The sequence below is a fragment of the Aequorivita sp. Q41 genome (genome assembly GCF_039831855.1).
GTDB lineage: Bacteria > Bacteroidota > Bacteroidia > Flavobacteriales > Flavobacteriaceae > Aequorivita.
Genome location: NZ_JBDPMS010000002.1, coordinates 298,243 through 311,486 on the forward strand (window position 1 = coordinate 298,243; position 13,244 = coordinate 311,486).

The 13,244-nt window shown below is 33.8% G+C and carries 14 protein-coding genes; 4 read left to right on the forward strand and 10 right to left on the reverse strand.

Annotation, left to right across the window (positions count from 1 at the left end; all coding sequences use genetic code 11):
* Window positions 1–39: 39 nt before the first annotated feature.
* The 7 genes from ABJ955_RS10810 to ABJ955_RS10840 all read right to left on the reverse strand — a co-directional run bounded on the left by ABJ955_RS10810 (window position 40) and on the right by ABJ955_RS10840 (window position 6,783).
* The gene (locus tag ABJ955_RS10810; protein ID WP_347374637.1) at window positions 40–483 is read right to left on the reverse strand and encodes a sensor of ECF-type sigma factor; all 444 of its coding nucleotides are present in this window, start codon (window positions 481–483) and stop codon (window positions 40–42) included.
* Entirely contained in the window at window positions 483–983 is a 501-nt protein-coding gene (locus ABJ955_RS10815) for a hypothetical protein (protein ID WP_347374638.1), read from the reverse strand. The genes ABJ955_RS10810 and ABJ955_RS10815 overlap by 1 nt, the downstream gene beginning before the upstream one ends.
* Window positions 984–1,007: 24 nt before the next feature.
* Complete coding sequence (locus ABJ955_RS10820; protein ID WP_347374639.1) at window positions 1,008–1,562, reverse strand: sigma-70 family RNA polymerase sigma factor; 555 nt, start codon at window positions 1,560–1,562, stop codon at window positions 1,008–1,010.
* A gap of 65 nt (window positions 1,563–1,627) precedes the next feature.
* Window positions 1,628–3,454, reverse strand: coding sequence for an ABC transporter ATP-binding protein (locus ABJ955_RS10825; protein ID WP_347374640.1), 1,827 nt, complete (start codon window positions 3,452–3,454; stop codon window positions 1,628–1,630).
* Complete coding sequence (locus tag ABJ955_RS10830) at window positions 3,454–5,169, reverse strand: phospho-sugar mutase (protein ID WP_347374641.1); 1,716 nt, start codon at window positions 5,167–5,169, stop codon at window positions 3,454–3,456. The genes ABJ955_RS10825 and ABJ955_RS10830 overlap by 1 nt, the downstream gene beginning before the upstream one ends.
* 135 nt (window positions 5,170–5,304) lie before the next feature.
* Entirely contained in the window at window positions 5,305–6,246 is a 942-nt protein-coding gene (locus tag ABJ955_RS10835) for a glycosyltransferase family 2 protein (protein ID WP_347374642.1), read from the reverse strand.
* Between the two features lie 6 nt (window positions 6,247–6,252).
* Window positions 6,253–6,783, reverse strand: a complete 531-nt coding sequence (locus ABJ955_RS10840) for a DUF4199 domain-containing protein (RefSeq protein WP_347374643.1) — start codon at window positions 6,781–6,783, stop codon at window positions 6,253–6,255.
* Between the two features lie 194 nt (window positions 6,784–6,977).
* On the opposite strand from ABJ955_RS10840, the gene ABJ955_RS10845 reads away from it, so the two are divergent.
* Together ABJ955_RS10845 and ABJ955_RS10850 are read left to right on the forward strand one after the other, a co-directional pair.
* Window positions 6,978–7,259, forward strand: a complete 282-nt coding sequence (locus ABJ955_RS10845) for a type B 50S ribosomal protein L31 (protein WP_272855576.1) — start codon at window positions 6,978–6,980, stop codon at window positions 7,257–7,259.
* Window positions 7,260–7,440: 181 nt separating this feature from the next.
* Window positions 7,441–8,616 (forward strand): GlmU family protein, encoded by a 1,176-nt coding sequence (locus tag ABJ955_RS10850; RefSeq protein WP_347374644.1) that lies wholly within the window; start codon window positions 7,441–7,443, stop codon window positions 8,614–8,616.
* Here ABJ955_RS10850 and ABJ955_RS10855 read toward each other — a convergent pair.
* The gene (locus ABJ955_RS10855) at window positions 8,613–8,888 is read right to left on the reverse strand and encodes a hypothetical protein (RefSeq protein ID WP_347374645.1); all 276 of its coding nucleotides are present in this window, start codon (window positions 8,886–8,888) and stop codon (window positions 8,613–8,615) included. The two genes, ABJ955_RS10850 and ABJ955_RS10855, sit on opposite strands and share 4 nt — an antisense overlap.
* 40 nt (window positions 8,889–8,928) lie before the next feature.
* The gene (locus ABJ955_RS10860) at window positions 8,929–10,527 is read right to left on the reverse strand and encodes an ABC transporter substrate-binding protein (RefSeq protein WP_347374646.1); all 1,599 of its coding nucleotides are present in this window, start codon (window positions 10,525–10,527) and stop codon (window positions 8,929–8,931) included.
* A 143-nt stretch (window positions 10,528–10,670) separates the two neighbouring features.
* Here ABJ955_RS10860 and mtaB point away from each other — a divergent pair, with 143 nt between their 5' ends.
* Window positions 10,671–12,017 (forward strand): tRNA (N(6)-L-threonylcarbamoyladenosine(37)-C(2))-methylthiotransferase MtaB, encoded by a 1,347-nt coding sequence (gene mtaB, locus ABJ955_RS10865; protein WP_347374647.1) that lies wholly within the window; start codon window positions 10,671–10,673, stop codon window positions 12,015–12,017.
* Here mtaB and ABJ955_RS10870 read toward each other — a convergent pair.
* Window positions 12,014–12,313 (reverse strand): N-acetyltransferase, encoded by a 300-nt coding sequence (locus tag ABJ955_RS10870; protein WP_347374648.1) that lies wholly within the window; start codon window positions 12,311–12,313, stop codon window positions 12,014–12,016. The genes mtaB and ABJ955_RS10870 overlap by 4 nt on opposite strands.
* 255 nt (window positions 12,314–12,568) lie before the next feature.
* On the opposite strand from ABJ955_RS10870, the gene ABJ955_RS10875 reads away from it, so the two are divergent.
* Window positions 12,569–13,228 (forward strand): alpha/beta hydrolase, encoded by a 660-nt coding sequence (locus ABJ955_RS10875; protein ID WP_347374649.1) that lies wholly within the window; start codon window positions 12,569–12,571, stop codon window positions 13,226–13,228.
* Window positions 13,229–13,244: the final 16 nt, after the last annotated feature.

A 13,244-nucleotide genomic window follows, 5' to 3' on the forward strand; every position in this document is an offset into this window, starting at 1 on the left:
TCTCATATAGATAAAAAAAGCCCCAATTTGGGGCTTTTTTTATCTATTTCCTTTTTCATTTTTGTTTTGCCGATACCGTGCTAAAAGCTCTCTTTTAAAATCATCTTCCGTTTTTTTTAGGATAATTATTTTTTTGGGAGATATAACCTTTCTTAGGGCTTTAATCATTTGCTTACGTAATTCTAATTCTTCTGTTTGTATAGAAAAACTTTTATCAATAAGTGTATTTGCTTCCGCTTCACTTAGATTATCTAGGCCTGCACGTAGTTTAGAAAAAATTTCATTTTTTTCTTTTTTTCGTAACTCATGAAATTTATCGTCAAATTCATTATAAATAGGCCAAAACCTTTCAGCTTCTGAAGATGTTAATGCTAACTTCTCAGTAATATAAGCTGTTTTGAGTGCCTTAATCTTTTCATGCTTTCCATCCTGTGCTTGGGCCGCAACGGTACATACTAAAAGTAAAAAAAGTAATTTTTTCATTATTCGGTTATTAAAGTTTCTTCATCAACATTTTCTAGGAGATAGTCTTTCAATGTAACCTCTGAAAATTGTTGGTTTTTTAAATTTAAATCTGTAATATCTTCATCATCTATATAAGAAGTAAGTTCATAGAGGTCAATATTTAAATTACCTTCTTCAATATAGGTGTCAATAGCTGCCAATTGTAGGGTGTCAAGGTTAGAGTTGGTAGTATTCGTAGCGTTAAAGGTTACAAAGCCAATAACCAAACTAGCTGCAATTGCGGCGGCATAGCCAAAATACTTTTTTGGAAATAATGAAATAACCTTCGTAGGTTTTTCTTCTTCTTTTAAGGTTTTTAAAATATTTTCTTCTAAACCTTCAAAATAATTTTCAGGCGTTTTAAAACCAGTAACTTTAGGAAGATTATTTGCTTTGATTTTTCCTAAAAGTTGTGCGTCAAAATTCTCGAAATAATTTTCGGGAGTAATAAAACCTGTATTTTTTTTCTGTTTTTTCATTTCCAAACTATGACTCTAAATTCCTTAAAGAGTTTCATCTTGTGTTTTTATATATTCTGTAATTTTCTTTACTGCAATGTGATAGCTGCTCTTTAAACCGCCTACAGAAGTTTCCAATATAGCAGACAGCTCTTCGAAAGTATGATCTTCAAAATATTTCATTGTAAAAATTAACCGCTGTCTTTCGGGTAGTGTTGCAATTGCTTTTTGAAATTGAAGCTGAATAGTATTCCCTTCAAAATAAACATCACTCTCTAATTTGCGTACCGCATTATCTTTTACATTGTCTATTGAAATATTGTTGCGTTTTGCTTTTTTGTTGAGAAAAGTAATGGATTCATTTGCTGCAATTCGGTACATCCACGTATGCAGCTTACTTTCACTTTTAAAGGAATTGATGTTTCTAAATATTTTTATAAAGGTATTCTGAAGCACATCATCAGCATCAGCATGATCCAAAACCATATTTCGAATTTGCCAATAAAGGCGTTCCTTGTATTGAGAAACAAGTTCTCTGAAAGCGGATTCCTTTTCCGTTTCAGTCTGTAATGCCGCTACCAATTCTTTTTCTTCAACCATTTTTAAGTGCGCAACTTAATAATAGGACTGCGATATAAGAGAATGGTTTAATGCAACACGTAGCTTTATGCAAGCGATTGCATTTCTACCAAACTGTAATAAACACCTTTTTTCTCTAAAAGTTCTTGGTGTTTGCCTTGTTCCACGATTTTTCCTTTGGAGAGTACCACAATATTGTCTGCATTTTGAATGGTAGAAAGTCTATGTGCAATAACGATGGAAGTTCTGTTTTTCATCATTTTTTCTAAGGCATCTTGCACCAAACGCTCACTTTCAGTATCTAAAGCAGATGTCGCTTCATCCAAAATCATTATTGGAGGGTTTTTAAGTACGGCACGCGCTATACTTAAACGTTGTTTCTGGCCACCACTAAGTTTGTTTCCGCTGTCACCAATATTGGTTTCAAAACCATCAGGCAACTCTTTAATAAACTCGTATGAATTACTTATCTCGGCAGCTTCCAGCAATTCAGAATCTGAAGCTAATGGTTTTCCGAGTTTTAAATTGTTTGCTACGGAATCATTAAAAAGAATAGAATCTTGTGAAACGATGCCCATTAAACCGCGCAATGACCTCTTTGAAATATCTTTTATATCAACACCATCAATTTCAATGCTTCCTTTATTTACATCGTAAAAACGCGTTAATAGGTTTGCAATCGTGCTTTTTCCACTACCGGACTGGCCAACCAATGCTACGGTTTTTCCTTTGGGGATTTCAAGCGAAAAATCTTTCAATACATATTGATCATCGTATTTAAACGAAATATTCTTGATTGAAATAGTGCCGTCAAAACCTTCTTTCTGCACTGGGTTTTCAATATCAGTAATTGTATTTTTTGCTTCCAACAATTCCAAAATTCGATGTGCAGAACCATCTGCGCGTTTCACGGAATAACTAGCTTTCGCAATGGCTTTAGCAGGAGTTAAAATGTTGTATGCTAGCATAATGTAGCCAATAAAGAAGCTGGCTTCCAGGGTTCTGTCAACAAAAACTAAGTACCCACCATACACCAATAGAATCCCAATTGTAATAATTCCTAAAAGCTCACTAACCGGAGATGCTAAGTTTTGTCTGTTTAGTACAGCATTAGAATATTTATAAAACCGCTGGTTGCTATCTTCAAATTTCTTTTGGAAAAGACTTTCAGCATGAAAAGCTTTTATAATCCGTAATCCACCCATAGTTTCTTCGAGAATGGAAAGAAACGTTCCTTGTTCTTGTTGTACTTTTAAAGACCCTTTTTTAAGAGATTTACCTATTTTTGATATTAAAAACCCCGAAATAGGAAGAAATAAAAATACAAAAAGTGTAAGTTTTGGACTTATAAAGAGCATCGTAGCCAAGGAAAAAATGATCGTTAAAGGCTCACGAACAATCATTTCTAATACAGAAAGCACGGAGTTTTTTACTTCATCCACATCACCACTTAATCGTGAAATAGTATCTCCTTTTCTTTTTTCAGAATAGAACGCTAAAGGAAATTGGATTACTTTGCTATAAAGGTCATTTCGTAAATCTTTTAGTACTCCATTTCGCAGAAACGTAGAGTAAAACATAGCTAAATAATTACTCAAATTTTTCAATAAAAAAAGTGAAATTATAATGCCAACCATATACATAAGCACCTTAAATTCACCGTGTTTATTGATGTTGTCAATAATAAAGTAATTAAGGTATTCTTGAGAAAAATCTTTTATTGTAGAAATCCCTTCATAAATAGGTTTAGTTTCAAGGGTACGATTATCACTAAAAATAATTTCTAAAACAGGAATCAATGCTACAAATGAAAGGGTGCCAAATAATGCGTAAAGCACATTAAAAAAGATATTTAAAAAAGCATATCTCTTGTATGGATAGGCGTAACGCAGTATTTTTTTGAAATAATTCATTAACTAATATTTAGTTGTGCGGCAATAGTATCGATTTTCTTCTGAAGTATTTTTTCAAAATTCTCTTTTTCAAAAGTATTTACGCTAATGTAGAACTTTATTTTTGGTTCTGTGCCGCTTGGTCGTGCAGCAATTTTGCTGCCATCTTCGGTATAATAAATTAATACATTGGATTTTGGCAGGTTTAATGACAATTTTTCCTGTTTTACAAAATCTGTTGTTTCATTTTTTGAAACATCGTCCATTCGCACCACTTTGCTTCCAGCAATTTCTTTAAAAGGATTTTCACGAAGGGTTTTCATAATAGATGAAATCTCTTCAGCACCTTGTTTTCCTTTTTTAGTAATTGAAATTAGATGCTCGCGATAGTTCCCAAATTGATTGTAAAGTGTATTCAAGTATTGAAACATACTGCTGTTTTCACTTTTCTTTTGTGCTGCAATTTCACAAGCGAGTAGAGCAGCGGTAACGGCATCTTTATCACGTACAAAATCGCCTACTAAATATCCAAAACTTTCTTCCCCACCACCAATAAAGTCAAGTGCTGGGAAATCATTGATCATTTTGGCAATCCACTTGAAACCTGTGAGTCCTTCAATGTATTTCACATTAAAATGAGTAGCTATTTTTTCAACCATGGGTGTAGAAACAATTGTAGAAGCCACAAATTGGTGTCCGTTAATTTTTCCAGCGTTTTGCCATTGTTCTAGAAGGAAGTGCGTCATCAAAACCATGGTTTGGTTTCCATTTAGCAAAACCATCTTATTGTCCTCATTTCTAACAGCAATCCCTAATCTGTCGCAATCTGGATCGGTACCAATTACTATATCTGCGTTTTCTTTTTCGGCGAGCTCTAAAGCCATTTTTAAGGCAGCAGGTTCTTCCGGATTGGGAGATTTTACTGTTGGAAAATCACCGTTTGGCTCCGCTTGTTCTTTAACGATAGCAACATTTTTATACCCAGCCAGCTCTAAAACTGTAGGTATCATTGTAATTGAAGTTCCGTGAAGTGACGTAAATGCAATCTTTATAGTATCTTTTGCTGTTTGCGAAGTATTAAAGCTTCCGTTTTCAACGGAAGCTTTTGCGAAGGCTTCATCCACTTCTGTAGCTATAATTTGAATCAAATTTTCGTTTGCTTCAAATTTTATATCTTCATATTTAAGTGAATTTATTTCAGCAATTATTTCCCCATCTTGTGGTGGAACTAACTGCCCGCCATCTTCCCAGTATACTTTATAACCGTTGTATTCTGGTGGGTTGTGAGAAGCTGTTAAAACGATTCCGGCTTGACAATTTAAATATTTTACAGCAAAAGAAAGTTCGGGTGTAGGGCGTAATTCAGAAAAAAGAAAAACTTTTATTCCATTTGCAGAAAAAACGTCTGCCACTATTTTTGCAAACTCCTTACTATTATGCCTACAATCGAACGCAATTGCAACCTTAATTTCTTGATTTGGAAATTGTTTAATTAGGTAATTTGAAAGTCCTTGCGTATTTTTTCCTAAGGTATATTTATTAATGCGGTTATCGCCAAGGCCCATTATACCACGCATTCCACCGGTACCAAACTCCAAGTTTTTATAAAAGCTATCTTCCAATCCTTCAGGATCGTTAGCAATCATTTCTTTTATGTTTTGTTGGGTTTTAGTATCGAAAAAGGGGGTGAGCCATTGGTTGACGCGAGCTAAAATTTTTGGATCTACGTAAATCATTCACTTTATTTAAAGGTGCAAAAATAGGAATTTATAAAGTGCTATTGAGCAAAATCCAGTTTATAAATTTGAGAACCCTTATATACTTTATGTATTTAAAGGGAATTTAAGCAAGAACTATAGCAGTCTTAAAGCTTAAAACTGCTCTTTAATTATGTAGTTCCGCGAATCTTTTTTACTTCTGAGAATTAATTCCCCTAAAAACCCTGCAAGGAATAGCTGGGTTCCTAAAACCATAGCCGTAAGTGCGATAAAAAACTCTGTTCGCTCAGCAATAAGTCTTCCAGTTGGATTTATAAAAAGCTTGTCGATACCCAGAAAAAGTGCAAAGCAAAAGCCAATAAAAAGCATTAATGCGCCCCATGCACCAAATAAGTGCATAGGTCGTTTTCCAAATCGAGATAAAAACCAAATGGTTATCAAGTCCAAAAATCCACGTATAAAACGTTCTGCGCCAAATTTTGTGGTGCCATATTTTCTGGCTTGATGCAAAACAGCTTTTTCAGCTATGTTGCTAAAACCTGCATTTTTTGCCAATACAGGAATGTAACGGTGCATTTCACCTGTAACCTCAATACTTTTTACAACGTCTTTTTTATATGCTTTGATCCCGCAATTAAAGTCGTGTAGCTTAACGCCAGAAGTTTTTCGTGCGGCGTAATTAAATAATTTGGAAGGCATATTTTTGCTAAGTACTGAATCGTATCGTTTCTTTTTCCAGCCAGAAACCAGATCGAAACCTTCTTCGGTAATCATTTTATACAATTCAGGTATTTCTTCTGGATTGTCTTGTAAATCGGCATCCATGGTGATTATTACCTCTCCTTTTGCCATGGCGAAACCAGCATGTAGCGCTTGCGATTTTCCGTAGTTTTTCTGAAAACGAATTCCTTTTACGGCTGGATTTTTTTTAGATAGCGATTCAATAATCTTCCAAGAATTATCGTTGCTTCCATCGTCAATAAATATCAGCTCGTATAAAAAACCGTTGGATTGCATCACGGACGCAATCCAACGGTAAAGTTCATTAAGTGATTCTTCTTCGTTTAGAAGAGGTATGACTATGGATAAATTCATTAATAATTAAATTTGTTGTGGTGGATTTTTCTTCATAATTAATCCTGCAAACAAAGAAATAATAAATCCAAAGAATAAAGTTGCTATCAATGCAAATGCTGACATAATTAAAGGAGACATAAACTTAGCAGACATATCCATTGCAACCTTTATTTGTTCTTCAGTCATGTTTGGATTTTGCTCAATCATTTGTTCTCTTGAAAAATCTAATGTATTTTGAACGAAATTTGGATCTATATAATTCATAAATATATAGTTGAAAATAACAGCAATAATTCCTGCAACAATACTGATAGCTAAACCAGTTTTTAATGCCTGACCTAACGTTAAATACCCTGCGTTTGAAGCTTTATAGGCTTTTATTCCATACGAAATTACGCCCACAGAAATTACTAATTGAAGCACAGTTAACCACCATGGGCGATCTATATGTGCGTCCAATACATATGAAATTACTTGCAATACGATAGATAATAATGCCAAAAGCACCCCGTAATTAAGCGCTATTTTTTTAACTGAAGTTGGTTGAGTTTCCATTTTTTTAAATAGTTTTTTTGGTTCAGGTTGTTAGTAAACAAAGATAGCAAAACGTTACATTTGTGAGCAATTTTGCAATGAATTAAAAAAGTGAATAATTTTGTTGCTAATTTCCAATAAATACTTAAATTTGCAAACTCAATTCCGAAAGGTCGGAAATGTGCATTTTTAAAATATAATAATTAGTTAGAGAGATGAAAAAAGGTATCCACCCAGAAAATTATAGATTAGTTGCTTTTAAGGACATGAGTAACGAAGATGTTTTCCTTACAAAGTCAACTGCAGATACAAAAGAAACTATCGAAGTTGATGGTGTTGAGTATCCTTTGGTAAAGATGGAGATTTCACGTTCTTCACATCCTTTTTACACTGGAAAAGCAAAACTTATCGATACTGCAGGACGTATTGACAAATTTAAAAACAAATACGACAAGTTTAAAAAACCTGCTGCTAAAGAAGCTAAAACTGAAGAGTAATCTTCAATTGCAACACTTCGAACTACCCTTAGTGTTTATAACAAAATTAAAGCCTTCGAGAAATCGAAGGCTTTTTGTTTTTAATTTGTCGATTGCTGAATTTTGATTAATATTGAATTTAATTTACAAGCTATAGTTTCGGTTTTTTTTAACAACCGTATATCCTAAATCTAAAATCTAAATGAACTATATCCTTTTTGACGGTACCGTCCGTAACCAACTTTTGCCATTTACATTTACCCGTCCAGTTGCAGATATTCGCGTGGGAATTTTAACCATTCGCGAAAAATGGGAGCATTTTTTAGGCTATACTACCACTACAGTAACCGAAGATTACCTTTCAGATAAATTCCCTTTTTTAGAGCTTGAGAAAAATATTTTGATTAATGCTTCTTTTCTACCTTCAGAAAATTTAGTGAATCTTATTAAAGGTTTAAATGAAAATCAAGCTATATTTTTAGAAGACGAAGCAATTGCCTTTTTTTCCTTAGAAGGGCAGGAGCCTGATTTTGATGCTTTTGATATTATTCAATACGAAGGTGATGATGTTTTTCGAATTAAAAATACTTGGGATATTTTTTCTAAAAATGCTGAAGCAATAAAACGCGATTTTGAAATGCTAACTACAGGAAGAGATTCGCAACCTATTCCTGAAGGAGTTTGGACAAAAAACCCAGAAAATATTTTTATAGAAGAGGGAGCAAACCTTGAGTTTTGTACTCTAAATGCTTCCGAAGGCCCCATTTATATTGGTAAAGATGCTGAAATCATGGAAGGTGCTTTGGTGCGTGGACCCTTTGCGCTATGCGAGCATTCCACCTTAAAGATGGGAGCTAAAATATATAGTGGTACTACCATTGGCCCACACAGTAAGGTGGGAGGAGAAGTGAATAATTCAGTGATTTTCGGATATTCTAATAAAGGGCATGATGGCTTTTTAGGAAATTCAGTTTTGGGTGAGTGGTGTAATTTAGGCGCAGATACAAACAATTCAAACCTTAAAAACAATTATGCTGAAGTACGCCTTTGGGATTATGAAAGGGAAGGTTTTGCCCGAACAGGATTGCAGTTTTGCGGACTAATGATGGGCGATCACAGCAAATGTGGCATCAATACAATGTTCAATACAGGAACCGTAGTTGGTGTAAGTGCTAATATTTTTGGGAGTGGTTTTCCACGAAATTTTGTTCCGAGTTTTAGTTGGGGTGGAAGCGGTGGATTTACACCCTATAAAACAGATAAGGCTTTTGAAGTAGCAAAAGTAGTGATGAGCCGTAGAAATATTGAGTTCTCAGAACAAGAAGCTAAAATTTTAGAACACGTTTTTGAAGAAACATCAAAGTGGCGAAAAGCTTAATGGAAAAATAAAAAATAGATTAATACACCAATAATTAGCAACATTACACTCCCAAATACAATTGCTAATCGTTTTTGTCGGCGCAATTCATTTTCTTTTAACTTTTGTTTAAAAGCGGCAAACTGCGCTGGAGAAAACTTTTTATAGTCTATAATTTTTCCATAACCTCCATTATACTTATTTACATTTTTCTCGAAAAGAGACTTTCTATTTCGTTTGTTATTTTTCAATGAAGCAATCATAGCAAAAACATGCCCAGCACCGTAGCTCATAGGAAAAAGAATAAAGTTGGTTAGTAAAACAATTTACAGATTATTTTGATTTCTTTACATGCTTCAACACTAAAAAGTTCTGAGGATTAATTCCCAACCCTGAAATTTTTTTATTTACAAAACGCACTGCCATATCATAAAACAAAGGAACTATTGGGGCATCTGCTACAATAATAGAATCCATTTTTGTGTAAAGTAATTTACGCGCTTCAATATTTGAAATAGAAAGTGATTTTACATAAAGGCTGTCAAAAACTGCATCTTTAAAATGCATATAATTAGGTCCGTTTGGAGCGAAATTTGGGCTGTAAAATAGCGATAAATAGTTCTCAGCATCTGGGTAATCAGCAATCCAACTAGCACGAAAAATATCCAGTTCGCCACTGCTTTTCATTTGCCGAAGCGTGGAAGGCGGCATGACATCGATAGTTACGCTTATTCCAAGTTTTTCAAGCTCACGCTGAATGTATTCACATAAATCTAAATACTGGCTATTAGTCCCTATAATTATCTCTGGATTTGTATCACCAGTTTCTGCTTTGTATTGTTCAATTAATTGTTTTGCTTTTTCAGGCTGATACGTATAACCATCAATTTCTGCATACCCAGGCAATCCTTTTGGAATAAACCCATGAATGGCTGGAATTCCCATTCCATTACGTAAATATGTGACCATTTTTTGGCGATCAAAACCATAATTTACTGCTTGGCGCAGTATTTTGCTCTTTATTTCTGGAGTATTTGCATTAAGAAAAAAACCTAGGTATTCTGTATTTAGATAAGGCCCAGTAATCATATATGCTAAATCCTCATACTTTGGTTGAAGTTTTCCGTGTGTAGTTAATAATTCGTCTTTATAACTACCATCTAATCCTGAAATGAAATCTAGTTTTCCTTGTGCAAACTGTAAAAATTCACTTTGTTTATCGGGTAAAAAAGTAATTGCAATAGCTTCTAAATAGGGGAGTTGCGTTCCATATTTATCTTTTTCGAAGTAAAGCGGGTTTTTTCTAAAAACCAATTTTACATTTTCTTCCCACATTTTAAATTGAAAAGGCCCTGTTCCCACAGGGTTTCTTCGGAATTCATTTCCGTAAAACGCTACAGCTTCTTTTGGCACAACGGAACAGTAACGCATTGAAAGTAGTCCTAAAAATGCTGGAAAGGGTTGCTTTAATTTTATAACGAAGGTTGTGTCGTTTTCGGCTTTGTAACTTTCTACGTAATTCATCACCCAACTTCCAGAAGACGCTATTTTTTCATCTGTTAAACGATTGAAACTATATACAAAATCAGTAGCGTTTACAGTTCGTGTTGAATCCTTTCCAAAAACTTTATTCTTATGAAAAAACACATCGTTTCTCAAAAAAAAAGTATAGGTGTATGTAGAATCGTTTATAATCCAACTTTTTGCAATGTCGGGTTCAATGTTTAAAGAATCATCAAGCTGTACTAAACCATTATACAATTGATTGTCTGGCCAAATTGCTTGCGGGTTTCTAGCAAAAGCAGGGTCTAGTGTTGGTATGTTTCCGTGTTCGTTATAACGAAAAACAAGGTGGTCTTTATCTGTTTCTGCGTTGTTTTGGCAGGAAAATAAAAAGAAAGTTGCACTTAAAAGTATAAGAAATCTGTACATTTTGAAGGATTACCGCGAAGACACGAATATATGAGTTTATTGTTTCATTTATGTCTATAAGCTAAAAATTTCAATATAAAAAAATCGTGTATTGGTGTGTAATAGTTTGTATTTTTGCAATCTTAATTACCAAAAATACAATAATGCTGCCTTCAAAAAAAGTTGCTTTTTACACACTAGGGTGTAAACTTAATTTCAGCGAAACTTCTACAATAGCCAGAAGTTTTGAAGGTGAAGGTTTTGATCGTGTAGAATTTTCAGAAAAAGCTGATATTTATGTCATTAACACCTGTAGCGTTACTGAAAATGCAGATAAGCGTTTCAAAACGATAGTAAAGCAAGCCCAAAAGGTAAATGAGGATGCTTTTGTTGCTGCAGTAGGTTGTTATGCGCAGTTAAAACCTGAAGAACTTGCTGCTGTTGATGGTGTAGATTTGGTTTTGGGCGCTACAGAAAAATTTAAACTTACTTCATATATAAACGATTTATTAGCACGACCAGAGCGTAGTCGTGGAGCTGGAGAAATACATTCCTGCGACATTGAAGATGCAGATTTTTATGTAGGTTCGTACTCCATTGGCGATAGAACCCGAGCTTTTTTAAAAGTGCAAGATGGGTGTGATTATAAGTGTACCTATTGCACAATTCCGTTGGCACGAGGTATTTCTAGGAGCGATACATTAGAAAATGTTTTAAAAAATGCTTTTGAAATTTCGCAGCAAGGAATAAAAGAAATTGTTCTTACAGGCGTTAACATTGGTGATTATGGAAAGGGTGAGTTTGGCAATAAAAAACACGAACATACTTTTTTAGAATTGGTTAAAGCTTTAGATGAAGTGGAAGGTATTGAGCGCCTTCGTATTTCTTCAATAGAACCAAATTTGCTTAAAAATGAAACTATAGATTTTGTTTCAAAATCGCGCACTTTTGTGCCGCATTTCCATATTCCCTTGCAAAGTGGAAGCAACGCTATTTTGAAGTTAATGCGCCGTCGGTATATGCGGGAGCTCTATTTGGAACGCATTGCAAAAACCCGTGAAGTCATGCCACACGCATGTATTGGCGTAGATGTAATTGTTGGTTTTCCAGGTGAAACAGAAGAATATTTTTTAGAGACGTATCACTTTTTAAATGATTTAGATATTTCATATTTACATGTTTTTACATATTCTGAACGCGATAATACGCCAGCTGCCGAAATGGAAGGTGTGGTTCCGATGAAGGTGAGGAATAAGCGTAGTAAAATGCTTCGTGGTCTTTCAGCAAAAAAACGCAGAGCTTTTTATGAAAGTCAGCTAGGAACTGAAAGAACCGTTCTTTTTGAGAGTGAAAATAAGGAAGGTTATATTCACGGCTTTACAGAAAACTACGTAAAAGTTAAAGCACCCTGGAATCCAGAATTGGTAAATACCTTACATAGAATACAATTAACTGAAATTGATGAAGATGGTTTGGTTCGGTTTAAAATTTTAGAAAAAACGTTGGTTTAAATATTAATTCCAACAGGTAATAAATTTTTATATTTTCTACGGTTTTTTCGCATAAAACCAGCTATTTCAGGACTTGTAGGGACTAAACTTATACCTCTATTTTTCACTTCTTCAAACACGGCTTTAATAAATATATCACGAAACCCTTGTTCTTCTAAGGCTTCAGACATTTCATATTTGGTTAGAAAAATTTTTCGATCCTGAAGTGCATATTCTATACGAGCCATGTTTTCACCAATTTCGAGCTCAAATTGTCTTAAAAATTCATTGTCGGTAATTTCAACATCTTCAATCATTGTGGGTTTACTTAAATTGTTTAAACTATTGTAAAATTAGTAAGCGTATGATTTTTATTTGAGGCGCTCAACCTAGAACATGAGGTTTGTATACAAAACATTGTTTTATATACAGTGTATAGGATGGTTGGTTTGATTTCAAAGTAATTATTAAAGAAATACTTAGTTTTAAGAAAACTATGGTATAATTTTATCTTTGTACCCGTAAATTTACGAATAATCTTCGTGTAATACCATTTTCTTTATAAAAGAATTATGAATTCTATAACAACACATGTATATTTTGTTCCAGGTCTAGCAGCTGGAAGTGAAATTTTTAGAAATATCAAACTTTCAGAAAACTATGAAATTCATATTTTAGAATGGTTAATTCCAGAAAAAAATGAAAATCTTTCAGATTATGCAAAACGCATGGCTGCTAGGGTGGAAGAACAAAATGCTATTTTAATAGGAGTGTCTTTTGGAGGGGTTATGGTACAAGAAATGAGTTGTTTTTTAAACCTCAAAAAGCTTATAATAATTTCGAGTGTAAAGACCCAAAGTGAACTTCCACGTAGAATTAAAGTTGCAAATTTTACGAATGCATATAAACTTATTCCAACCAGTTTGGTTTTAAGCACAGATGATTTAACTAAATATTCAATCGGACCGAAATCTAAAAAGCGATTAAAATTATACCAACAATACCTTCATGTGAGAGACAAGCAATACTTGGACTGGGCACTCGAAAAAATGATTACTTGGAGTAGAAAAGAAAAGATTCAAGGTGTTATTCATATTCATGGAAACAAAGACATTGTTTTTCCTAAAAAATATATTGATAATTGCATGGTTATTGATGGTGGAACACATATTATGATATTGAATAAAGGAAGGGAAATTTCAAAAAAATTATTAGAAATATTTGAAACATAAAGTTTGTTTTTATATC